The organism is Labrenzia sp. THAF35, from assembly GCF_009363595.1.
In the GTDB taxonomy this organism is placed as follows: Bacteria; Pseudomonadota; Alphaproteobacteria; order Rhizobiales; family Stappiaceae; genus Roseibium; species Roseibium algicola.
The window spans coordinates 3,554,839-3,577,798 of record NZ_CP045380.1 but is presented as its reverse complement, the minus strand read 5'-3'; the positions used below and the strand labels follow the sequence as shown (position 1 = coordinate 3,577,798).

Here is a 22,960-nt window from a genome sequence, read left to right as displayed (position 1 = left end):
GCCTCTATTCTTCGCTGCCTGAACCTGATCTGTCCTTGCGCGGTCGCGTTTCCCGTTTTTCCAGCGAGGCCACGACACCGCGCAGCGCGCGCACTTCCTGGTCGGTCAACTCGGCCTTCTGGAAGATGTTGCGCAGCGTACGCACCATATGCGGCCGCCGCTCCGGCGGACGGAAGAAGGTAGCCTTGTCGAGTGCCCCTTCCAGGTGCTCGAAGAAACGCAGCACTTCGTCCTTCTTCGCCGGTGGATGCACTTCTTCCGACAGGATAAAGGGCAATGCGCCGGACGTCGCGGTCTTGCGCCATTCATAGGCACACACCAGCACGGCCTGCGCAATGTTCAGCGAGGCAAAATCCGGATCGACCGGCAGCGTGACGATCTCGTCGGCGAGAGCCACTTCCTCGTTGTTGAGGCCCCAGCGCTCTCGGCCGAACAGATAACCGGTCGCGGCACCCTGTTCTCCAAGTTCGACGGATTTTTTGGCAGCTTCATCCGGCCCCCGCACAGGCTTGGGCACTTCACGCGAGCGGGCCGTGGTGGCGAAGACGAATTGCAGATCGGCAATAGCCGCCTCGACACTGTCGAAAACCTGCACCTTGTCGATAACATGATCCGCCCGGCTTGCCGCGGCTCTTGCCTTCTCACTCGGCCAGCCGTCGCGCGGATTGACGATCCGCAGATCCACCAGACCAAAATTCGCCATCGCCCTTGCCGCCGTGCCGATGTTCTCGCCAAGCTGCGGCTCGCAAAGGATCACTGCCGGCGGCTTGGCGGTCACGGCGCGGGCTTCGTCTCTGATGTGTGCATTCTTGCTCATGAAGCGGGGATTTAGCGGAAGGAACGTCGGATGAAAAGACCGAAAGGCCTGCACCACAGCTGCGGTCTGCCTCATTCCTCCGATAAATGCGATGATTTTTGAGGTCCGACTGTGTTCCGTGCATCTTGGTCTTGTCAGACGCATCTCCGCCACTGCTCGGAAGGTCTCTCGTTTTCCGAGGGGAAGCCGGTTCACCGGCACCACAACCTGGCGCTGGAAAGCGTCAAAGCCTGAGATTGAAACATGTGCGTGTGGATGACCCAACGCTTTCCCAAGGCCGGGAAGTCCAGACATCCTGAAATCACGCGATTACCCCTACGATTAAACAACACTGCAAATATTACCCAGGTACACAAAAATCTTATTGTTAATATTTGAGATAAATTGCAGGAAAGATACAAAATCAACTTTACACACCCTCAATAAGTGCATGGGATACTGCTTTTCACGTTTCAATTCGGGTGTATTTCGTGCGAAAATCTGCAACCCTCTTCCGGACTTATTGTCCAGCGGTTTCAATGCTTTGCGTTGCCGTGCTGTTCAGTGCGGGGCTGCTTGTGACCAAGAACGCCGGTGCGGTGGGACTGCAGGCAGTGGCTGTATTTCCGCCCTGGTTTTCTGAACGACAAAGCTTCACTTCGGTAGCGCTTACCGGAACCCCCATCGCAGCACCCGGACCTTTCGACTGGATGGTGGTTGCCATTCCGCAATCCGCGCAACAGTCGCAAAGTCTGAAATCTTCCAACGCACTCTTTCTGCTCAATGCCGAATTTGCACGGTTGTGCGGTATCGACCAGCACGGCCCCAGACTATCGGAGGCACAACCGGTCGAATGAAACCTTCGTTTCTGAATAATTTCTGGGTCGATGTTTCGGCCCTGAACGTGCAGCGACTTCGCCAGGCTGTGAGCTGGATACTCGTCTGGTACTTCTGGCTGGCTGCAGCAATAGCCGTTATCGCATCTTATCTTACCGGCGGCTCAGTGCTTTTTGTTGCCCTTCCTCTGGCCCTGATCGGTGCCGTCACGACGGCAACTGTCATGGCCGACGCGTCGGCCTTGCGCACGCGGCTGATCGTGACTGTCGCGATCAACTCCACATGGATGTTCGGGCTCTACGTCGCCTCCGACATCCACAATGGCGAGTATATGCTTGAAGTGCATATGCTCTATTTCATCAATACGTCGATCATCATTGCCTATGTCTGTTGGCGATCGGTGCTGATGACCACTGTTGCCGCCCTTGTCCATCATTCGGTGCTGACGCTCCTCCACCCGGAACTTGTCTGGCCTTCCTCCAGTTATTCCTGGTGGCATCTGATGAACCACTACATCCTGGGAACGATCAATTGCCTGGGGGGCATTTATATTGCCGCTTCACTCAAGAGATTTCTTGACCACATGGAAAGCGCAAGGCTTGAAGCGCACCATCGCTCTATCCACGACGACCTGACCGGCCTGCTGAACCGCCGCGGACTTCGCCACGCCATCGGAAAGTTGCACCAGGACGACGGCACCCTGCCCGACATGACCCTGTTCCAGATCGACCTGGACGGTTTCAAGAACATCAACGACACAGTCGGCCATGCAGCCGGCGACAAGCTGCTTGTGCTGGTGGGGGAAAGACTGAATGCGATTGCTCCCGTCAACTCGATCATCGCTCGTATTGGCGGCGATGAATTCGTGGTGGCGTCACCTGCGATCGGCGCAGACCAGCAAAGCAATTTTCTTGAGGGACTGAAAAGCTGGATGCAACGCCCCCATGTCGTCTCGAAAACCAAGCTTCGCGTGGGCGCCTCGGTTGGCGTAACCCATTCCAGCATAAGCGGCGGCAAGCTCGACAGCATGATGGTCGACGCGGACATAGCGCTTTACGAGGCCAAGAAGGCCGGAAAGAACAGGGCCGTGATGTTCAATCCGGGCCTGAAGAAAGATGCGCAGCATCTGATGAAAACCGCCGAAGCGGTCCTCTACGGGTTGGAGAACGACGAGTTCGAGCCTTATTTCCAGACCCAGCATGACACCCGGACAGGTGCTGTTGTCGGGATTGAAGTGCTCGCCCGCTGGAACCATCCCAAGCAGGGCATTCTGGGTCCCGCAGCTTTCCTGGACGCGGTTCAGGAAGCGGGCAAGGCGGCTGCCTTCGACAGCCACATCATGTCGAAAGCAATCGAACTTATCCTGGCCCAGGAACGTACGGGGGTCGTTTTCCCGAAGGTGAGCTTCAACGTCAGCTACCAGAGGCTGGCCGAACCCGGACTTGCCGAATACATCCAGAACCTGCCGAAGGTCCGTGCCGAAATCGCATTCGAGCTGGTCGAGTCGGTCTTCTTCGATACGCTGTCGGACGATGAAGTCGAAACCGTCAACGCCCTGCGCAAGCTCGGCATTCGAATAGAAATCGACGATTTCGGCACCGGCCACGCATCGATTATCGCACTCACAAAGCTCAAACCCGATCTTCTGAAGATCGACCGGGCCCTGATTTCTCCCCTGTCCAGCAATCCGGAGCAGTTCAAGCTGATCAAGACAATCGTCGACATGGCACACGGGCTCGGCATCGAAGCCCTTGCCGAAGGGGTCGAAACGGAAGACACGATCAACAAGCTGCGCATGCTCGGTGTCAACTACGTTCAAGGATATGCCTTCAGCAAACCAATGAACATTGCCGACCTGCAAGGCTTCCTCGTTCGCAAGTCAGCCTGACGCGGGCGGTCCTTTCCGTCAGCCTAATGGATATTCCGGTACCGATCGGAAAGCTCCGGCAGATTGCCCATAACTGCCGGCCAACCTCCGCCGGAACGCCGGTCTGCCCGTTGAAAATCAGGCCATGGCCGATGCCGCTCCCTCCACTCCTGATTGCCTTTTCCAACGGCTTTGCTAGAACACCTGCGGACTTCACACCCTTCGCCTTCCGGAGGGCTTTCAATTGATTGCGTACAATTGTATACGCATGTCGAAATTCATCGGGAGCGGTCCCGCACCACTCCTTTGACCAATGTTCGAACGCTAGGAAATGTGACTGTCATGGCCGACATTATCTACACCAAGGTCGACGAAGCACCGGAACTGGCCAGCGCCTCGTTCCTGCCGATCATCCGCTCCTTCACCAAGGCAGCCGGTTTGACCGTCGGTACCAAGGATATCTCCCTCGCAGGCCGTATCCTGGCGAACTTCCCCGAGTATCTGACGGACGCACAGAAGCAGTCCGATGATCTTGCGGTCCTTGGTGAAATGGTCAAGCAGCCGGACGCCAATGTCATCAAGTTGCCGAACATCTCGGCATCGCAGCCACAGCTCAACGCCGCCATCAAGGAACTTCAGGCCCAGGGTTACAAGCTGCCTGAGTATCCGTCCGAGCCGAAGACGGACGAGGAAAAGACCGTCAAGGCCAAGTATGACGCGATCAAGGGCTCTGCCGTGAACCCGGTGCTGCGCGAAGGCAACTCCGACCGCCGCGCGCCGAAAGCCGTCAAGGAATACGCCAAGAAGAACCCTCACCGCATGGGTGAATGGCTGCCCTCTTCCAAGACCCACGTCGCCACCATGGGTGAAAACGACTTCTTCTCCAACGAAAAGTCGGTGACCGTTTCTGCCGGATCCGCAGGCAAGGCGAAGATCGAATTCGTCGGCAAGGACGGAACCGCCACGGTTCTCAAGGGCGACTTTGCCCTGGACGAAGGCGACGTCGTCGACGGCACCTACATGAGCGCCAAGGCGCTGTTCGCGTTCCTGGAAAAGGAAATCCAGGATGCCAAGGACATGGGTATCCTGTTCTCGCTGCACATGAAGGCAACCATGATGAAGGTCTCCGACCCGATCATCTTCGGTTACTGTGTGCGGGCGTTCCTGAAGGACGTCTTCGACAAGCACGCCGCAACCTTTGCCGAGCTCGGCGTCAATCCGGATCTCGGCATCGGTGATCTGGAAGCCAAGGTCGCCACGCTGCCGGCCGACAAGGCCGCCGAGATCAATTCCGACATCAAGGCCGCTCTCGACAACGGCCCGGCCATGTACATGGTGAACTCCGACAAGGGCATCACCAACCTGCATGTCTCTTCCGACGTCATCATCGACGCCTCCATGCCGGCCCTGATCCGCGCAGGCGGCAAGGGCTGGGGCCCGGACGGCAAGGAAGGCGACGCCAAGTGCGTGATCCCGGACAGCTCCTATGCCGGCGTCTACTCCGCCGTGATTGACTTCTGCCGCGAAAACGGCGCGCTCGATCCGGCCAAGATGGGCACCGTGCCGAACGTCGGCCTGATGGCCCAGAAGGCCGAGGAATACGGCTCGCATCCGCAGACCTTCAAGGCTCCGGATGACGGCACCATCCGCATCGTCGATGCTGCCGGCAACACCCTGATCGAACATGCCGTTGAAGAAGGCGACATCTGGCGCGCATGCCGCACCAAGGACGCCCCGATCCGCGACTGGGTCAAGCTTGGCGTCACCCGCGCTCGTCTGTCCGGCATGCCGGGTGTCTTCTGGCTGGACAAGACCCGCGCTCATGACGCGGAACTGATCAAGAAGGTGGAAGCCTATCTGCCGGAACACGACACTTCCGGGCTCGACCTGCAGATCATGGCTCCGGCCGATGCGGCGAAGTATTCCACCGAGCGTATCGCCCGCGGTGAAGACACGATCTCCATCACCGGCAACGTGCTGCGTGACTACCTGACCGACCTCTACCCGATCCTGGAAGTCGGCACCTCGGCAAAGATGCTGTCCATCGTTCCGCTGATGAACGGTGGCGGTCTTTTCGAAACCGGCGCAGGCGGCTCCGCTCCCAAGCACGTTCAGCAGCTGATGGAAGAGAACTATCTGCGCTGGGACAGCCTGGGCGAGTTCTGTGCCCTCGGTGCATCGCTGGAACACCTGGCCAACGTCAAGGGCAACGACAAGGCACAGGTTCTGGCGGACGCGCTTGACAAGGCCGTCGAGAAGCTGCTCGACAACGACAAGTCCCCGTCCCGCAAGGTCGGTGGCCTGGACAACCGCGGCAGCCACTTCTACGTCGCGCTTTACTGGGCACAAGCACTGGCCGCACAGGACAAGGACGCCGAGCTGAAGGCGCATTTCGCACCGATCGCCGAAGCGCTCTCTGCCAAGGAAGATGCGATTGTTGCCGAGCTCAACGGCGTTCAGGGTTCACCCGCCAACACCGGTGGCTACTACCATGCCCCGCAGGAAAAGGTGAACGCCGTCATGCGTCCGAGCGCAACGCTCAACGCCATTATCGGTTGATTTGCAAATACACCCTTGGGTAGAAGTAGGGCGGCTCCGGCCGCCCTCTTTTTTTGCGCCAGGGAGCTGATTTCAAATGGTCCTTCAAAACGAAAACCATCAGCCGGTTGTCCGGAATGGAGCCGGGGAAGAGTTCACGCTCTTCTCGGCGACAAACGACCCTCAATCCGCCAAATGGTGGCCGGACACGAGTTTTCTGGTGCATGCGCTCAGCGATGGCGATTTTTCGACCCTGCGCGGCGCCATACAGCTCATGGACGATGAGCACGAACCAGTCTTTCTGACCGGGTCCGGCAGCGTCACGAACGAACTTTATGCCCGCCTGGAACACCTCGGCTACATGAGGACCACGGAAAAGCCCCTGCCCGAAGAGATGCAGGGGCACCTGATCGAGCGCGGGCTAACCGACTACGGCAAGGAACATATCGCCGACTTTGTAATCGCGCAGCGCATCCAGATGGAAGAGCTGGATGGCGACAGGGAAACGCTGGAAGACTTCTGCACGAAATTCGACAATCTGCGGGAGCATCACACGGGTTTCCCGCTCGAGGCGCTGCACACGTTCCGGATGTTCTTTTCCGATCCACGCTACGATTTCGATCTGGACCAGTCTTCGAACTATCTTTTCCGCCTCTACAAGATGTTCGGCATTGTGGAGATCTCCGACGAAGGTGTCGCACGCGCAAGCCGTTTCGGCTCCATGAATGTGCCGTTTCTCTTCGATCTGCTTCTCAACGAGCGTGGGGCAACAGTCAGACACTAGCCCCGAAAAGCGCTATTGCCTGGGTGCAGGACATCCCGGGGGCTCATGACGATCGGTTGCCTTAGTTGACCTTCCCGAGCCGCAGTTCCGGGCCTGTATCTTTGCTGTGCTCCGTGCGGGGAGACGATTTGAGGCTGGTAACGAAAAAGGGCGGCTCACCGAGCCGCCCATTTTTACCGATACCGCTTATCCGCGGATGAATGCCAGAACGTCGTTGTTGAACTCCTCGGCCTGCAATTGTGCAAGACCGTGGCCACCGCCTTCATAGATCTTCAAGGTGGCATCGTCGACGATTTCCGCCGCCCGGTGGGCAGAAGCCTTGATGGGCACGATCTGGTCGTCGTCGCCATGCACGATCAGCGTCGGCACCTTGATGGCCTTCAGGTCACCAGTGTAGTCGACTTCCGAGAACTCGCGAATACAGTCGTACTGACCCTTGATGCCACCGGCCATGCCCTGCAGCCAGAAGCTTTCCTGCAGACCCTGATTGGTGTCGACCCCATCGCGGTTGAAACCATAGAAAGGTACCGTCAGGTCCCTGAAGAACTGCGACCGGTTGTAGGCGGTCCCCTGGCGGATACCGTCGAACACTTCCATCGGCGTGCCGTCCGGATTGTCTGCCGTTTTCAGCATCAGCGGCGGCACAGCACCGACGAGAACGACTTTGGCGACCCGGTCATTGCCATGCCGACCAACATAATGGGCAACCTCGCCACCACCGGTGGAATGACCGATCAGGATCACGTTCTTCAAATCCAGATGCTCGATCAGTTCGGCAAGATCGTCCGCGTAGCGGTCCATGTTGTTGCCGTCCCATGGCTGGCTGGAGCGGCCGTGGCCGCGGCGGTCATGGGCAATCACCCGAAAACCGTTCTGGCCGAAAAACAGCATTTGTGCGTCCCAGGCATCAGCCGACAGCGGCCAGCCGTGGGAGAAGACAATCGGCTGCCCCTGCCCCCAGTCCTTGTAGAAAAGCTCAGCACCATCGGATGTCGTGAAAGTCGTCATTTTCAGATTCTCCTGTTCAAGCAGTTGTTTTGCGGCACCGAACTTCGGTGCCATCACCAGACCAAGCCCAAGGACACCGCCGCCAATCAGCGCCTGGCGACGGTTGACCTGCGGCCCAACGATCTTGTTTCCCATCGGATGATCTCCATTTAACTCGTGCACGATTTAATCGTGTGCGATGTATATGTATCGGCAAGTTCGCTCTGTCAACGCTTGCCAAGAAAAAAAATGCTGCTTAGGAACGTTTCATGTCAGAACGCACTGAAAACAAAGGCGCCTCGAAGCCCTTGAAGAACACCGGTCCGGACGCCTTGGGCGGAGATCTCGACGATTTTCTCTGTTTTGCCGTCTATGAGGCCAATCTGGCCTTCAATCACCTTTACCGGTCTTTGCTGGAAGAGCTCGGCCTCACCTATCCGCAGTATCTGGTGATGACCCTGCTTTGGCGCAGAAACGAGAGAACGGTCAAGGATATCGGCGACGCACTCAGCCTGGAATACAACACGCTGACACCGATGATTAAGCGCCTGGAAGCAATGGAGCTTGTCTCCCGCGTCCGCGATCTGGAAGACCAGCGCGTCGTCAATGTCTGCCTGACAGCCAAGGGTAACGCGCTTCGGGAAAAGGCGGCTGCCGTGCCGCATTGTGTTGCCGAGGCCTCCGGTCTTTCGGAAAAGGCTTTCGAGGATTTGAAATCCGCCCTCGACACATTGCGGTCCAACCTGAAATCCACGGGAGACCGGACTTGAACAACCCTACAGGCAACATCACCGCCATCCTGTTTGACAAGGACGGCACCCTCCTGGATTTCGACGCGACATGGGCACCGGCCTATCGCGAAACCTCGCTCCATGCAGCCAGAGGCGACCGCGCCCTGGCCGACAGGCTCCTGGAACAGACCGGCATGGATCTGGTGACCGGAAAGTCCGCGGCCGGGTCTCTGCTTGCAGCCGGCAACTCTGCGGAAATTGCGGCTGCCTGGATTGCCTGCGGTGCCGATTTTCAGGAAGGCCCGCTGACCGCAGACCTCGACCGGGTGTTCATCGGCTGCATGCATGATGCTGCGCCCCTTGCTGGCATTCCGGAAGCTGTGGAGACCTTGAGCGGAACCGGGTTCACTTTGGGTGTTGCCAGCAGCGACAGCGAAGCGGCCATAAGGGCCTTTCTCGCCGGCACCGGGCTTGCGCCCCGTTTTGCCTTCGTCACGGGTTACGACACGGGTTTTGGCCCGAAGCCGGAACCGGGCATGGTTCGCGGCTTTGCCGAGGCAACAGGTCTTGCACTGGACCGGATCGCCGTTGTCGGTGACAACACGCATGATCTGGAAATGGCCCGTTCGGCGGGCGCCGGACTTTGTATCGGTGTCCTGACGGGCACAAGCGCGCGCCACGACCTGGAAACCCTGGCGGATGCCGTTCTGGAGAGCGTTGCCGATCTGCCGGCCTATCTGGCCGCCAACTGATTCACATCAGGCCGGCACCGCCGCGCCTTGCCGTCGCACCTGTCCGGGTGTCTGGTTGAATTGACGCTTGAAGGCCCGGTTGAAGGCGGCTTCCGAGCTGTAGCCGATATTTTCTGCAATATCGATCAGGGGCAGATCCGTCTCCCGAATGTCGCGCCGTGCCCGTTCCATGCGCCAGTGGGTGACATAGGCCAGCGGCGTCATGCCGACGAGGTTCGTAAACCTGTCCGCAAAAACCGTCCGGGACATGCCGGCTTCCCGGGCAAGGCTCTCCACCGTCCAGGGCTTTTCCGGCGCCAGATGGATCTTGGACATGCTGCGCCCGAGCTTCGGGTTGAGCACCGCCGCCAGGCATCCGGCCCTGTCCCCCTCCCTGTCGACGAACGTTCGCACCACCTGGATGAAGATGATCTCCGTCAACCGGTGGATGATCGCCTCGGACCCCGGCTGCCCGGCGCGCACCTCGCTGGCAACAAAACGCATCACTGCTTCCAGCCAGAAGGCGTTCATCGTCTGTGTGTTGGGCAGATGAATGACCGATGGCAAGGCATCGAGCAGCGGATGGACCGAGCCTTCCTCGAATTCGAAATGGCCACAGAACAGTTTACAGGCCAGTTCCTCGTCCGGACCGCCGTAATAGAGCGCACCTTCCCCCGTATAACCGGATTGCCGCACGACCTCGTCCACTTCGGCGGCGGGACGGCCCGGTTCATCGCTCAGGATATGAGCGGCCCCGTGCGGAATGACGGCCAGGTCACCGGTCGCAAGGCGGATCGGCTTGTCAACACCGTCTACCGCGAGCCAGCAGCCACCACGCATTGCCATGTGAAACCGCGCGACATTGCCGAAGGCCGGCACCCGCACGGCCCAGGGCGGCGAAAAACAGGTATGGAAATAGACGGATCCCCGTAGCTTCAAGGCATCCAGGATCTGGGTCAGGGCGTCATGTTTCATGAAAGGCCGGTTCCGGTTGAAGTCTCATTCCCGCATTTTTGCCTCAACACCGCAAAGCGCAAGGCTCCCGGACGATCGGTCAATTTTCAGGGACTTTCGTGCATGGATAGAACTGAAGTCGACCAACATCTTTGGGCTCGTGGGCAATCCGCCCGCAGGAAACCAACCTGGAGCACTTGAAAGATGTCTGTTCGCTTCGTCACCAAGACCATGCACGCCTATCTCGATTATCCCGTCGCGATCGGCCTTATTGCCCTGCCCGTATTCCTTGATCTCGGCCAATCCAACCCGATCGCCTTCTGGCTATCCTTCCTGACAGGCTTTGCGGCCCTGGCCCTGACGATCCTGACGGATCACCAGACCGGCATCATCCGCATTCTGCCCTATTCGGTTCATCTGGCGGTCGATTTTGCCGTCGGCATCGTGTTCCTGGCAGCTCCCTTCGCACTTGGCTTTACCGGCCTCGACTTCGCCTATTACCTGGTCAACGCCATTGCCGTCCTGACAGTGGTCAGCCTTGCCAAACCGCAGGAAACGGTTGCGCAGGCCGCTTGACAGCCCCCGTCCACGCACAATGACACCGGCCCTCACGCCGGTGTCTTTTTTTGAACTGCAATCCGGACGATCTGCAAATCCTCGGGAACTTGCGAACATGGAGACGCCTGAGCTTCGGACGCAAGGTAGAGGCACCGGAGCAAATCCGGCCTTCAACCTTCATACCCTTTCAGGAGTAGAACATGTCCTTAATGAAATCCGCCATTGCCGCAACGCTGCTGTCTCTTGCCGCTCTCTCTGCCCCGGCAATGGCCGCGGACGAATACAACACCTCCAGTGGCCTGACGGCCGCCGGCAGCCCGCTCGGTCTTCATGGTGTCGATCCCGTGGCCTTTGTCAGCCTGGGCAACCGCATTGACGGAACCGCGCAATATACGGCCGTCCACGACGGTGTTGCCTATTACTTCGCATCCCAGGAAGCCATGGATGCCTTCACCGCGCATCCGGATCAGTACCTGCCGCAAAACGGCGGCTTCTGCACCTTCGGTGTTTCAGTCGGCAAGAAGTTCGACGGCGATCCGCAGTTCGCGGCCGTTGTGGACGGCAAGCTTTACCTGTTCCTGAACGAGGCCATCTTCCGCGAGTTCCAGAAAGACCAGTCCGGCACGATCACCAAGGCGGAAGCCAACTGGAAGAAGATCCGCTCCACCGAGGCAACGAAGCTCTGATTGTTCGTTGTCAAGGCGTGGGAACGACAAACAAAAAGGGCGGCCCCAGGGCCGCCCTTCGTGACTTGATTTCGGTAAAAGCCCGAAGACTTAAGCCGCGTTGTGCAGCCGATTTTCGAAAGCAAGGTTCCGGGTCAGCGGCGCCAATGTCTTGGCAGCGGCCAGAACAGCCAGGTCGGCCAGCGGCTCGCCCAGGATCACCAGCATGTAGGCAAAGCCGAAGGAACCGACGGAAGCCATGTTCTCGGCACCGAAGCCCTGGCCGTAGAATGCCCAGAAAGCAACCCAGCCAACGATACCGGCCTGGAACGTGGTGGAAAGAGCCAGTGCCTGAACGTAGGAAACGTCAACATAGGCTGTCTTTTCCGGAATGATGCGGTTTGCCAGCATGCTGACAGCCCACAGCGGCACAAGCAGCGTGGTGACGTTGATGCCGTACTGCGGCAGGTCGAAAGGAGCAACCAGCGTCCCCTGAAGCAGAAGGCCTGCAGCAAGGCCGATTGCTGCCGGACCTGCGCCGAACATCAGGAACAGGGTGGAGCCCAGGATAAAGTGAACTTCGGAAACACCAACTGGGTAATGCGGCAGGATTTCGAAGAAGCAGAACACGGCAACCGTCGTGATGACGGAGCGGACGGCAAGGCTGAGAACGCCGCTTTTGCGGATCGTGTCGAGAGCCATTTTGCCCAGAAGGCCGAAGGAAGCAGCCGCGGTACCGTAGCTGAGTACGATTTTGGCACCGTCGACGATGCCCGGTTCGATATGCATGTCATTTCTCCTTTGCGCACCCTCCGTGCGCGAGCAGATGGTGTGAACCGGCCCCGATGGGACCGCTGGATGGCAGGTTTCCTGGCTCGCGAGTCTCTGCGCTGCCCGCCTTCCCGGATCGCTCCAGTGGCTTGAAGGGCTTTGCTCGTCGCATACAGTTGCGGGGGCAGCCACGGTATTGGTCCCTGTTGGGTACGCCTCACCGTGTTCCCATTTCATCCGCCCTTACGCTTGTTCGGGCGAAACCATCGCATCGTCTAGATTTGCAAGGATTGGCGATATTCTGCAAGCGAATTTTCGCCATATTCGGTCTGAATGCGACATTGCACCGAAATTTTGCCGTCTGAAGACCACCACCGAAATCAGCCGAATTAGCACTACCAACAAGCTTCAGATCTCAAAATACTTCTTCAGGGAATTGCGTCAGCCACCTGAAAAACATGACATTTGAAGCACCCAAATCAAAGATGAAAATCAAAACCATTGTTTATTAAACTTTTCTGTATTTAGGGTAATTGTGATTTTTACTTGCAGAAACCCTAACGAAAGATAACCTCACTCGCATACAAAGCACATCATGAGAGTTTGCAATGCCCTTTACCAAATTGGGAACGCTTATCGCTGGTGTCGTCTTTTTCCTTGGCTGCATTCAGCTGGCACTTCTGGCCGGCGTTACTCTTGGTGCAGTCACTGAACCAAGACCGGGTTTTTTCCTTGGCAATCTGACACGCGAACAGGCGCTCGACAGCGGACTATTGAAGATCATGGCCGCCGTCGCATTCGGCGTGATCACCGAGATCAGCCGCTCGGTTGAAAAGAAGTAGACCACAACCAAAGACTTGCCGCAGGCGGTGACCTGTGAAAGTCTTCGGCCATGTTGAAATCGATTCCCCTGACCGCTCTTGCGGTATCCCTCCTTGCTGCCACCGTCACTCCTGGCTGGGCGGCACCTGACAAGCTGTTCGGCGCCATCAACGAACGTCTGTCGTTCATGCAGTCGGTTGCAGCCTGGAAAGCGGATAACGACAAACCTGTCGAGGATCTGCCGAGGGAAAAGGTGGTGCTGGATGCTGCCCGCGAAAAGGCAGTCGAAAACGGCCTGTCGGCTGACAATGTCACCTTGTTTTTCCAGGCGCAGATCGATGCGGCCAAGGACATTCAAACCTGCTGGATCGAACGCTGGGAGAGCGGCGAAGCTCGTCCGCAGAACGTACCCGACCTGATCAAGGATGTCCGTCCGGAGCTGTTGCGTCTCGGCAACGAGATCCTGACGCTACTCGCAGAAAGCCCCGTCGAAGCCTCTGACCAGCAGGCCTTCACGGAGGCGCTGACCGTGGAATGCCTGTCCGACGGATCAAAGAGCGCTCTGTTTGAAGGTCTGGTCGACGTACACGACTAGGCACATACAGCCATCAGGACATCCCTCATCGGAGTTCAGGAGGCTGCCTGCCTCCAGGGCTCGGCCGCATTCGCCTCTTCTTCCCGCTTCATGACCATTCGCGAGAACTCGCCGAACGGCACTGCCGGGCTCCACAAGTAGCCCTGGCCGAGAGTCCCACCCCACAGATTGATGTAATCCATCTGCAACTGGGTCTCGACCCCTTCGGAAACTGTGTTGAGATTGAGCTGCCTCGCCAGCATCAGGATCAGCTCAACGATGGTCCGGCGATCCTCGCAATTGGCAATGTCCATGATGAAGGACCGGTCGATCTTCAGCGTGTCGAACGGCATGCTTGCGAGACTGTGCAGCGAGGAATAGCCGGTGCCGAAGTCGTCGATTGCAAATTTGACGCCTTCTTTCTTGATCGGCAGGATCTGATCGAGAAGGTTCTGCGAATAGTCGACAAGACTCGATTCCGTCACTTCCAGTTCCAGCTTCTCCGTCGAGAACCCGCTCTCGCCGATGATCCCGAGCATTCTGCCGGTAAATCCCTTTGCCTGCAGCTGCGCCGGCGCAACGTTCACGGCGACAGATACATCGACGTTCTGCCGGTGCAGGGATTTCATGTCGGAGAGCGCGGATGCCAGCACGAATTCTCCGATCGGAACGATCAGACCGCATTCTTCTGCCACGGGAATGAACTTGTAGGGCGGTACGGACCCGAGTTCGGCATCGTTCCAGCGCAGCAGCGCTTCTGAACCGACAATCTTGCCGGACGAAATGTCGACCTTCGGCTGGTAGTGAACGGATAGCGTGCGGTCTCTCAGTGCGCTTTGCAGCCTGTGCCGGATCTGTTCGCGTTCGGTCATCCGTTCGCGAATGATATCGTTGTAGGCGATCGACTGAGCCCTGCCGGCACCCTTTGCTTCATACATGGCCATGTTGGCGTTTCGCAGAACTTCCTCGGCCGTCGTACCGTGCTCCGGGTATCTCGCGATTCCCGCGCTGACAGTCAGAGAAAGGGAAAGCCGGCCAATTCTGTAGGCCCCGCCCAGCCGCTCGACCATCGTTCTGGACAACTTGGCAAGCGTCTGCAGATCATCGACGCTGGGTAACAGTACGACGAATTCGTCGCCTGAAAACCGGGCAACGCAGGGGGGTTTTGACGTCAGTGGCTTGGCCAGCTCGTCGACCAGGACAGCCAACCGGTTGCCGACCAGCCGCAACAGCTTGTCGCCTACGGCGTGTCCGTGCATGTCGTTGATCAGTTTGAAGCGGTCCAGTCCGATGTAAAGAACGCTGCCCGTTTCCTTGGGGCGCAGATCGATCAGCGTCATCGCGACATTGTCCAGCTTGGCCCTGTTGGGCAAACCGGTAATGCGATCGGTGTAGGCGAGTTCCTCGATCCGCAGAATATTCTCGCGCAGCTTGACCATCATTCCGCGGAACGCGGTTTGCAGGTCCCCCACCTCGCCTGGTGCATCAGTTTCCAGATTGCAGTCGAGGTAACCGGCAGCGGCCTCATTGGCTGCCTGCGTCACGCGGCTGACACCTGCCGTTGCCCGGTACATCAGCGCAGCAATCACCGGAACGAAGGCAAGAAGAAGAACCGCCAGGATCAACACCACCTGAACAATCTTTTCCCTCAGAACGCCCGCAAGCTCGTGCTTCGAAATACGCACCAGCACGGACCCCACCACTTCCCCGCTGCGGGAAACCGGCAGGATGTATTCGATCATATCGGCGGTTTCCGAATACTGAGCCTTGCCCGACTGCGCGACATTCAGGGCGCCTTCGTTGAACTGCACGGCGCTGGAGGGTTCTGCGGAGGTAAAATCGCTGGCGAACTCCTGACCGAAGCGGCTATAGGCCTTGGCTGCGATAATGTATTTGTCGCCCGCAATCGCATTCAAAAGCCGCTCGACTTCACCATAGTTCTTGTTGGCGATTTCGCGCGCCGCAATATTGGTGACAAACAGCGCCTTGTCGTGAGCAGTCCGAGCAAGGCGTTCCTCGATCTTGTCCGTCTGGGTCAGATAATCGATGCCGATCAGAACCAGCGAAAAAGCCAGCAATCCGAACACGCCATAAAGCGTTGCCCGCACAAAGACGCGCTTGAACAGCGCGTTTCCTCTTGATCGAACGGTTTCGAGCACGAAACAAGCCCCTTCGGTCCATTGCGTTGCCCGGGTCGAACTGCGACCCGATACCAGCAGTGTTTCGGCAGCCGCCTCAACAAATTCTGAACCTGAAAGAGGAAACACGGCCCTATTCAGGAACTATTGAACCTACGAGCATCTATTTCTTTCACACCGGCCAAATTGCTCGTCAAAATTTCCTAGGCACTACTGAATTCACGAGAAACGCTGTCCGCGTAGAATTACCAAGCCGGACCGGCATCTACGGAAGATTTGAATCGATCACACTCTCAACGTGGCCCGATTTCTGTACCGAAAGGTGCGATTTTCAACCAACACCCCAAATCGACGCGCGTCTGGGCAGCTTCCGAACATACTGTTCTTGACGTTGTCGGTTCGTGGGCAATTTTTGTGGTTTGTTGTCGAGCAAGGGCAACTAAAAATAGTTTTTACTTTACCGGGACCGGATTCGGCATATTGGCACGGGCGCAGTGCAGGCGCGGCCCTACGTGGACACCTGGATTGCAGAAGCCCAGCTGCCGCTTGGTGAACCTGGTGCGGCCTTCAATCGCCGGATCGAAGTGCGCCGGTTCGCCCGCCGATCAGGATCTGAGCTGCAGCTCTCGAATGTCCTGCCCCATCTGAGCGGTTTTCTCGCGGTTTAGGTCCGGCGCTAGATAGATTGCCGTTGTCCAAATTCACTTTCAAAGGCACTATTTTCTTATCTGGAATATCAATCCTGGGCGGGAGGCCAAGGACATGTCCGGCAATGCGAAACACGATTCCTGGAGTGCAGGTCGCAGTTACGATCACTACATGGGCAGATGGAGCCGATTGATCGCAAGAGAGTTCGTGTCCTGGCTCAACGCGCCTGCTGATGCAGACTGGGCGGACATAGGGTGCGGCACCGGAGCCTTGACCGAAACCATACTCGATATGGCCAAGCCAAAATCGGTTGTCGGTCTCGATCTTTCGGAAGGTTTCGTGATGCATGCGCGGGATGCAATCACCGACGAGAGAGCCCGCTTTGAAATCGGGTCTGCACAGGACCTGCCGCTTCCCGACAACTCCGTTGACGTATCAACGTCCGCGCTCGCGCTCAACTTCGTTCCGGACAAGCTGCAGGCACTTGCCGAGTTGCGTCGCATTACCCGCCCTGGCGGAAAAATATCCTTCTATGTCTGGGACTACCCGGGAGGTGGCATGGGCTTCATTGACGCCTTCTGGAAAGCAGCCGCTTCAATCGATCCCGCAGCCGAAGAACTTGATGAGGCGCTTCGGTTTCCCTTTTGCACTCCGGACGGGCTCCGCCAACTTTGCACTGAAGCCCGGTTGCCGGGTGCCAGTGTTCACACCCTTGAAGTCGACACCGTGTTTCCGGCGTTTGAGGAATTCTGGCATCCCTTCACGCTCGGCGCCGGGCCCGCACCCGGCTATTGCATGAACCTGCCACGGGAAAAACGTGATGAGCTGAAAGCAAAGCTCCAGGGTCAACTCGATACCGGCGGAGAAATCCGCTTGCCCGCACGCGCCTTTGCTGTCCGCTATCAGCAGCCGTGACCACGCAGTTCATCCAGAGCGGAATTTACAGGCAAGACCAACGGCAAGCACAGCAAGCGCGAAACACGAACTCACCGGATAGAGCAACGCTGCAGCCGCAGCATCCCGGTACAGAGCCTCACTACGACCAGCCGCCAGAACCTGGAAGAAGATCTGGCCCTGCACTGCGATACCAAGCGCCATGCCGATCTGCTGAAAGGCCTGGAGAACGCCGGACCCCGCTCCGGCATCCGGTCCGGAAACCCGCGACAACACGAGCTGGAACAATGCTGGAATCGTCGTTCCGGTACCAAGTCCGACAATCAGGAATGGCACCACCAGCAGGCTTGCCGATAGTCCATCGGAAACAAGCAGGCGCACCGCCACCAGACCGCAGAAGACCGCCAGCATGGCAAGGCTGATCCTTACCGCCTGATAGCGGGATCCGAAGCGGCCTGTCATCGCGGATGCAAGGATGACACCAACCGGATGCGGCGCCAGGATGAGCCCGGCTGTCATGGGCGATAGTCCAAGGCCTGCCTGCAGGAAGAGCGCCATCATGAAGAACATGCCTGCAAGACCGGAAAAGAACAGCGCGACAAACGCGACACCCGCAACAAACACGCGGTCCCCTGTCAGAAGCACCGGCAGAAGCTGCGCCTGGCCGAGGCGAGCCTTCTGAACCTGCAACCGGTAGAACAGGACAGCCAGAACTGCGCTTAGCCCCATCAAGGCAAAACACCAGAACGGCCAGCCGAATTGCCTGCCTTCCACAAGCGGAAACACCAGCGCCAGCACTGCGAGGGCAAAAAGAAACGTTCCGGACCAGTCCGGCATCACCCGGCTTTCGGTTTCAAGGTGCGGCAGAAAGCGAAGAGCGCCGGCCAGCGAGATCAACCCGACAGGCAGGTTGATCAGGAAGATCGGCCGCCAGCCCAGCCCGAAGATATCGGCCGCCACAATTGCCCCGCCCACCAGCGGCCCCGCCACGGCCCCAAGTGCGCTGATGGAGCCGAACAGGCCGATGGCCTTGCCTTTTTCCTCTGCCGGAAAGATCACGTGAACAATGGCAAGTACCTGCGGCACCATCATCGCCGCGCAAAGCCCCTGCAGGCCGCGGGCGGTAATCAGGGTGCCTATATCGGGCGCCAGTCCGCATGCCAGGGAACTGGCGGTAAACCCGGCGACACCCCAGCGGAAGACCCGCCCCCTGCCGACCACGTCTCCAAACCGGCCGAAAGGCAGCAAACCGGCGGCAAAGGCCAGCACATAGACAACCAGCACCCATTCCAACTGGGTGTCCGTGGCGCCAAGTCCTTGGCGGATGGACGGCAGCGCCAGATTGACCACCGACACATCGAGAATATTCATGAACATGGCAAGGTAGAGCGCGGCGAGCGCCGCCCAACGATTGCGCCTCTCCCTGGTCGCACCGTCAAACAAAAGGGACATTCAGAACTCCTGGCAAGGCGTGAATTCGAGTTTGTTACTTATAAAGTCACATATTCACACACGTCAATCTCATGTACCTTGAATTGTCACGTAATCGAATCCGGCATAAGGTTTTCCAAACGGAGATTTCCATGCGAACCGACAGCCGATTGCCGCGCGTGCTTCACGTGCTCCTGCATCTGGACCAGACTGAAGACCCGGTGACGTCCGACCAGATCGGGAAGATGCTCAACACCAACCCTTCCCTGGTCCGGCGCACCATGGCGGGGCTGCGGGAAGCGGGTTTCGTCGGGGCCACCAAGGGCCATGGCGGCGGCTGGGTGCTGGCCAAGAGCCTGGACAGCATCTCTCTGGCAGAGGTCTATGCCGCCCTCGGCTCACCACAGCTTTTTGCCGTCGGTCAATCCGCCGACGCCCCCACCTGCCTTCTGGAACAGGCCGCCAACCAGGCAACTTCAGCCGCGCTGAAGGCGGCACGCGAAACATTTCAGGAGAAGCTTGGGCAGGTCACGGTGGCCGATCTGGTAAGGCCGCATGCACAGGAAATCCGGGAGCATCAGGAAAAACCTTAGGTCCGAATTTTAGCCGCAAACCTTGGGCAATCTTCGGAACACCTGTGAAGACCTCCATTAAAGAACCTTCTTCGAGGCATGGTCCGGGGCAAACTGAACAGCCCCCTTGCCTCGCGGCGCAACATTGTATACAAGCGCACACAATAGAAATCAGGTACAACTCGCACCATTCAGATTTCCGTTTCACCGTCCCATTTTCCAGACCCGCGAGGCAATGCGTCCCATGGCAAAGATCAAAGTCGACAATCCGGTCGTCGAGCTCGACGGCGACGAGATGACCCGGATCATCTGGGCCTTTATCAAGGACAAGCTGATCCACCCCTATCTCGACATCGACCTGCTCTACTTCGATCTGTCGATCCAGAAACGCGACGAGACCGACGACCAGATCACGGTCGATGCGGCCAACGCCATCAAGGAACATGGCGTCGGCGTCAAATGCGCCACGATCACACCGGATGAAGCGCGGGTTGAGGAATTCGGCCTGAAGCGCATGTACCGTTCGCCCAACGGCACGATCCGCAACATCCTTGGCGGTGTCATCTTCCGTGAGCCGATCATCATGCAGAACGTGCCGCGCCTGGTGCCGGGCTGGACCCAACCGATCATCGTCGGCCGCCATGCCTTTGGTGACCAGTATCGCGCCACCGACTTCCGCTTCCCCGGCAAGGGCAAGTTGACCATCACCTTCACCGGGGAAGACGGCCAGGTGATCGAACACGAAGTCTATGACGCGCCGTCCGCCGGCGTCGCGATGGCGATGTACAATCTCGACGACTCGATCCGCGATTTTGCCCGCGCTTCGCTGAACTACGCGCTCAACAGGAAGGTGCCCTGTTACCTCTCCACCAAGAACACGATCCTGAAAGCCTATGACGGCCGCTTCAAGGACCTGTTCCAGGAAATCTACGAAGCCGAATTCAAGGACCAGTACGCGGAAGCCGGCATCTGGTACGAACACCGGCTGATCGACGACATGGTCGCCTCCGCTCTGAAATGGTCCGGCGGGTACGTCTGGGCCTGCAAGAACTACGACGGTGACGTCCAGTCCGACACGGTTGCCCAGGGGTTCGGCTCGCTCGGCCTGATGACGTCCGTTCTGATGACACCGGACGGCAAGACCGTGGAAGCGGAAGCCGCCCACGGCACGGTCACACGCCACTATCGCCAGCACCAGAAGGGCGAGAGCACCTCGACCAACTCCATCGCCTCGATCTTCGCCTGGACCCGCGGGCTCGCGCACAGGGCCAAGCTCGACAACAATCAGGAGCTTGCCCGTTTCGCCCAGACGCTGGAAAAGGTCTGTATCGACACGGTGGAAGCCGGCCACATGACGAAGGACCTTGCCCTGCTCGTCGGTCCGGATCAGGCTTGGCTCACCACCACCGGCTTCCTGGACAAGATCGACGAGAACCTGGCCAAGGCCATGGCCGCCCACTAAAGCTTGGCCTGCGAAGGCCGAAGGAGCGACACCGCGGACATTGTCCGCGGTGTTTTGCTTTTCGGCCCAACAACAACCTGCCGATTGTCCCTCTTCCCGGCCCGCGCTAGGCTCACCTGGCCGGTAGCCAGAGGAGAGGACGGTGTTGACGATCCGCGAATTGAAGACGCCTCTGATCGGCCCCCTGGACCTTGCCTTGCAAGCGGGCGAAGCCGTTGCGATTTCAGGTCCCTCCGGCGCAGGCAAATCCCTGTTTCTCAGAGCAATTGCCGATCTCGATGAAAGCGCCGGCCATGTTGCCCTGGATGGCACGAAGCGCGAATCCATACCGGCTCCTGAATGGCGCCGAAAGGTGGCTTACGTGCCTGCCGAAAGCGGCTGGTGGGCGGACCGTGTTCAGGATCATTTTGCCGAAACTTCCGACCTTCCCAACCTGCTGCACCAGGTTGGTCTTGCCGATGCGCTTGCCTGGGAGGTCACCCGGCTTTCCACCGGTGAGCGCCAACGCCTTGCCCTTGTGCGCGCTCTCCAGACAGCACCGCAGGTTCTTCTCCTGGATGAACCCACCTCCGCGTTGGACCCGCCTTCCGTTGACCTGGTCGAAACTCTCCTGAAACACCAGCTTGCTGCCAATCGCGCCCTTCTGATCGTCACGCACGACCCCGGCCAGCCCGAACGGCTCGGGGCACGACGGCTTGTCATGGACAAAGGCCAGCTGACGGTAGGTGCTGGCCAGGAGGCACCCGCGTGACCGGTTATCTCGCCCTCACCTATTGGGACCTCGTGGCTGCCTCGGTGTTCCTGCTATTGAACGCGGTTTTTTCGATCGTGCTTGATCTCGGCCTCACCCGCACGCTCATCATCTCGGCCTTGAGAATGAGCGTGCAGCTGATCCTGGTTGGGCTTGTCCTCAAGGCAATCTTCTTTGCCGGATCCCTGTTGTGGACATTGCTGGCTGCTGCCGTGATGCTGGCTTTTGCAGGGCGCGAAATCTGGGCTCGGCAAGACCGTCGCCTGGCTGGCCTCTGGGGCCCGGGGCTGGGCGTTGCCGTCATGCTGGTCGCAGGCACCCTCGTCACGATCTACGCCCTGGCAGGGCTCATCCGCCCCGATCCGGTCTGGATGCCGCAATATGCACTGCCGCTTTTCGGCATGGTGCTCGGCAACACCATGACCGGGGTCAGCCTCGGCCTTGATACGCTTCACACGTCGCTTGCCCGCGGGCGGCGCGATGTGGAAGCCCAGTTGCTCTTGGGCCGCACCCGCTGGGAAGCGACACGCCCCCTCTCCCGTCAGGCACTGCGGTCAGGTTTCACGCCGATCATCAACGCCATGGCGGCAACAGGCGTCGTGTCATTGCCAGGAATGATGACAGGGCAGATCCTGTCCGGTGTCGATCCGCGTGAAGCAGTCAAATATCAGCTCATGATCATGTTTCTGCTTGGCGGCGCTACCGGCCTCGGTGTCCTTGGCGCTACCTTCGCCAGTGTGTGGCGCCTGACCGACAACCGTGACAGGCTGCGTCTCGACCGTTTGAACGGAGGGTCTCGATGATTGAACTTTATGGCGCGGACTATTCGGTCTATGTGCGCTCGGCCCGAATGGCACTTATCGAAAAAGGGATCGCCTACGAGCTTGTCCCGATCGATGTGTTTGCCCCGGGCGGACCGCCGGAAAGCTATCTTGAGCTGCAGCCTTTCGGCAAGATCCCCACACTGAAGCATGGCGACTTCACCCTGTTCGAAACAGCGGCCATCCTGCGCTACGTCGACGAAGCCTTCGACGGGCCTCCGCTTCAGCCAGCCTCTCCGCAACCACGGGCGCGCATGGCTCAGCTTCTCTCCATCCTCGACAATTACGCCTACAAGACCCTCGTCTGGGACATCTTCGTCGAACGGGTGTCAAAGCCCTCTGGCGGCGCCCCCGCGGATGAAGTCAAGATTGCCTCGGCGCTCGGCCGGGCAAGAACGATCGTCAAAACACTGGAAGCGCTTGTGACGGAAGGCCCATTCCTGATGGGGGATCAGCTCAACCTTGCCGACTGCCATGCGGCCCCGATGCTTGCTCTCTTCGAGCTTTCAGAAGAAGGCCTGCTGCTGCTGCGTTCGGCGCCGAAGCTGTCTTCATGGCTACAGATGTTCAAGGAACGCGACAGTTTCAGAAAAACCGGATTGTCTGGTTGAGCGCGATTACGCGTCAG

At 58.6% G+C, this 22,960-nt stretch carries 23 protein-coding genes and 1 riboswitch; of the genes, 17 read left to right on the top strand and 6 right to left on the bottom strand.

Features of this window, described 5'->3' with window-relative positions; translation table 11 throughout:
* Nucleotides 1-4: 4 nt before the first annotated feature.
* A complete protein-coding gene (locus FIU93_RS16345) occupies nt 5-817 on the bottom strand; it encodes an RNA methyltransferase (RefSeq protein ID WP_023000834.1) in 813 nt (270 codons plus the stop codon).
* Nucleotides 818-1,335: 518 nt separating this feature from the next.
* On the opposite strand from FIU93_RS16345, the gene FIU93_RS16340 reads away from it, so the two are divergent.
* The 4 genes from FIU93_RS16340 (at nt 1,336) to FIU93_RS16325 (ending at nt 6,822) form a co-directional block, all read left to right on the top strand.
* Nucleotides 1,336-1,653, top strand: coding sequence for a hypothetical protein (locus tag FIU93_RS16340; RefSeq protein ID WP_152506180.1), 318 nt, complete (start codon nt 1,336-1,338; stop codon nt 1,651-1,653).
* A complete protein-coding gene (locus FIU93_RS16335; protein ID WP_152506179.1) occupies nt 1,650-3,521 on the top strand; it encodes a bifunctional diguanylate cyclase/phosphodiesterase in 1,872 nt (623 codons plus the stop codon). Before FIU93_RS16340 ends, FIU93_RS16335 begins: the two co-directional genes overlap by 4 nt.
* Before the next feature lie 312 nt (nt 3,522-3,833).
* Nucleotides 3,834-6,059 (top strand): NADP-dependent isocitrate dehydrogenase, encoded by a 2,226-nt coding sequence (locus tag FIU93_RS16330; RefSeq protein ID WP_353621954.1) that lies wholly within the window; start codon nt 3,834-3,836, stop codon nt 6,057-6,059.
* 76 nt (nt 6,060-6,135) lie between these two features.
* On the top strand, nt 6,136-6,822 hold the full coding sequence (locus FIU93_RS16325; RefSeq protein WP_152506177.1) for a hypothetical protein: 687 nt from the start codon (nt 6,136-6,138) through the stop codon (nt 6,820-6,822).
* Nucleotides 6,823-7,008: 186 nt separating this feature from the next.
* Here the strand turns inward: FIU93_RS16325 and FIU93_RS16320 are convergent, their stop codons facing one another.
* Nucleotides 7,009-7,830, bottom strand: a complete 822-nt coding sequence (locus tag FIU93_RS16320) for an alpha/beta hydrolase (RefSeq protein ID WP_031269231.1) — start codon at nt 7,828-7,830, stop codon at nt 7,009-7,011.
* Between the two features lie 248 nt (nt 7,831-8,078).
* Here FIU93_RS16320 and FIU93_RS16315 point away from each other — a divergent pair, with 248 nt between their 5' ends.
* Both FIU93_RS16315 and FIU93_RS16310 read left to right on the top strand, forming a co-directional pair.
* Nucleotides 8,079-8,579 (top strand): MarR family transcriptional regulator, encoded by a 501-nt coding sequence (locus FIU93_RS16315; RefSeq protein WP_152506176.1) that lies wholly within the window; start codon nt 8,079-8,081, stop codon nt 8,577-8,579.
* The gene (locus tag FIU93_RS16310) at nt 8,576-9,292 is read left to right on the top strand and encodes an HAD family hydrolase (protein ID WP_152506175.1); all 717 of its coding nucleotides are present in this window, start codon (nt 8,576-8,578) and stop codon (nt 9,290-9,292) included. Before FIU93_RS16315 ends, FIU93_RS16310 begins: the two co-directional genes overlap by 4 nt.
* A 6-nt stretch (nt 9,293-9,298) precedes the next feature.
* Here FIU93_RS16310 and FIU93_RS16305 read toward each other — a convergent pair whose 3' ends face one another.
* Complete coding sequence (locus FIU93_RS16305) at nt 9,299-10,246, bottom strand: AraC family transcriptional regulator (RefSeq protein ID WP_023000825.1); 948 nt, start codon at nt 10,244-10,246, stop codon at nt 9,299-9,301.
* 183 nt (nt 10,247-10,429) lie between these two features.
* On the opposite strand from FIU93_RS16305, the gene FIU93_RS16300 reads away from it, so the two are divergent.
* Both FIU93_RS16300 and FIU93_RS16295 read left to right on the top strand, forming a co-directional pair.
* Nucleotides 10,430-10,801, top strand: coding sequence for a hypothetical protein (locus FIU93_RS16300; RefSeq protein WP_023000824.1), 372 nt, complete (start codon nt 10,430-10,432; stop codon nt 10,799-10,801).
* Nucleotides 10,802-10,983: 182 nt separating this feature from the next.
* Nucleotides 10,984-11,469 carry a YHS domain-containing (seleno)protein gene (locus FIU93_RS16295; protein WP_075283922.1) on the top strand — a complete coding sequence of 162 codons (486 nt, stop codon included), beginning with the start codon at nt 10,984-10,986 and terminating at the stop codon, nt 11,467-11,469.
* Between the two features lie 90 nt (nt 11,470-11,559).
* Here the strand turns inward: FIU93_RS16295 and FIU93_RS16290 are convergent, their stop codons facing one another.
* Complete coding sequence (locus tag FIU93_RS16290; RefSeq protein WP_023000822.1) at nt 11,560-12,237, bottom strand: energy-coupling factor ABC transporter permease; 678 nt, start codon at nt 12,235-12,237, stop codon at nt 11,560-11,562.
* A gap of 53 nt (nt 12,238-12,290) precedes the next feature.
* Nucleotides 12,291-12,502, bottom strand: a riboswitch (cobalamin riboswitch).
* A 325-nt stretch (nt 12,503-12,827) separates the two neighbouring features.
* On the opposite strand from FIU93_RS16290, the gene FIU93_RS16285 reads away from it, so the two are divergent.
* Nucleotides 12,828-13,061, top strand: a complete 234-nt coding sequence (locus tag FIU93_RS16285) for a hypothetical protein (protein ID WP_023000821.1) — start codon at nt 12,828-12,830, stop codon at nt 13,059-13,061.
* 50 nt (nt 13,062-13,111) lie between these two features.
* Nucleotides 13,112-13,636: a gamma subclass chorismate mutase AroQ gene (aroQ, locus tag FIU93_RS16280; protein ID WP_062488344.1), complete on the top strand. Its 525-nt coding sequence runs from the start codon at nt 13,112-13,114 to the stop codon at nt 13,634-13,636.
* Between the two features lie 35 nt (nt 13,637-13,671).
* Here the strand turns inward: aroQ and FIU93_RS16275 are convergent, their stop codons facing one another.
* Entirely contained in the window at nt 13,672-15,774 is a 2,103-nt protein-coding gene (locus tag FIU93_RS16275) for an EAL domain-containing protein (RefSeq protein ID WP_152506174.1), read from the bottom strand.
* A gap of 491 nt (nt 15,775-16,265) precedes the next feature.
* Between FIU93_RS16275 and FIU93_RS31440 the strand changes: the two genes are divergently transcribed.
* Nucleotides 16,266-16,421: a hypothetical protein gene (locus tag FIU93_RS31440; RefSeq protein WP_173017343.1), complete on the top strand. Its 156-nt coding sequence runs from the start codon at nt 16,266-16,268 to the stop codon at nt 16,419-16,421.
* 94 nt (nt 16,422-16,515) lie between these two features.
* A complete protein-coding gene (locus FIU93_RS16270; protein WP_152506173.1) occupies nt 16,516-17,316 on the top strand; it encodes a class I SAM-dependent methyltransferase in 801 nt (266 codons plus the stop codon).
* Between the two features lie 9 nt (nt 17,317-17,325).
* Here the strand turns inward: FIU93_RS16270 and FIU93_RS16265 are convergent, their stop codons facing one another.
* Nucleotides 17,326-18,747 carry an MFS transporter gene (locus FIU93_RS16265; RefSeq protein WP_152506172.1) on the bottom strand — a complete coding sequence of 474 codons (1,422 nt, stop codon included), beginning with the start codon at nt 18,745-18,747 and terminating at the stop codon, nt 17,326-17,328.
* A gap of 131 nt (nt 18,748-18,878) precedes the next feature.
* On the opposite strand from FIU93_RS16265, the gene FIU93_RS16260 reads away from it, so the two are divergent.
* The 5 genes from FIU93_RS16260 (at nt 18,879) to FIU93_RS16240 (ending at nt 22,943) form a co-directional block, all read left to right on the top strand.
* Nucleotides 18,879-19,319: an Rrf2 family transcriptional regulator gene (locus FIU93_RS16260; protein ID WP_152506171.1), complete on the top strand. Its 441-nt coding sequence runs from the start codon at nt 18,879-18,881 to the stop codon at nt 19,317-19,319.
* Between the two features lie 223 nt (nt 19,320-19,542).
* Nucleotides 19,543-20,760, top strand: a complete 1,218-nt coding sequence (locus FIU93_RS16255; RefSeq protein ID WP_023000814.1) for an NADP-dependent isocitrate dehydrogenase — start codon at nt 19,543-19,545, stop codon at nt 20,758-20,760.
* 142 nt (nt 20,761-20,902) lie between these two features.
* On the top strand, nt 20,903-21,511 hold the full coding sequence (locus tag FIU93_RS16250; protein ID WP_152506170.1) for an ABC transporter ATP-binding protein: 609 nt from the start codon (nt 20,903-20,905) through the stop codon (nt 21,509-21,511).
* Nucleotides 21,508-22,314: an ABC transporter permease gene (locus tag FIU93_RS16245; RefSeq protein WP_152506169.1), complete on the top strand. Its 807-nt coding sequence runs from the start codon at nt 21,508-21,510 to the stop codon at nt 22,312-22,314. The genes FIU93_RS16250 and FIU93_RS16245 overlap by 4 nt, the downstream gene beginning before the upstream one ends.
* Nucleotides 22,311-22,943 (top strand): glutathione S-transferase family protein, encoded by a 633-nt coding sequence (locus FIU93_RS16240; RefSeq protein WP_152506168.1) that lies wholly within the window; start codon nt 22,311-22,313, stop codon nt 22,941-22,943. Before FIU93_RS16245 ends, FIU93_RS16240 begins: the two co-directional genes overlap by 4 nt.
* Nucleotides 22,944-22,960: the final 17 nt, after the last annotated feature.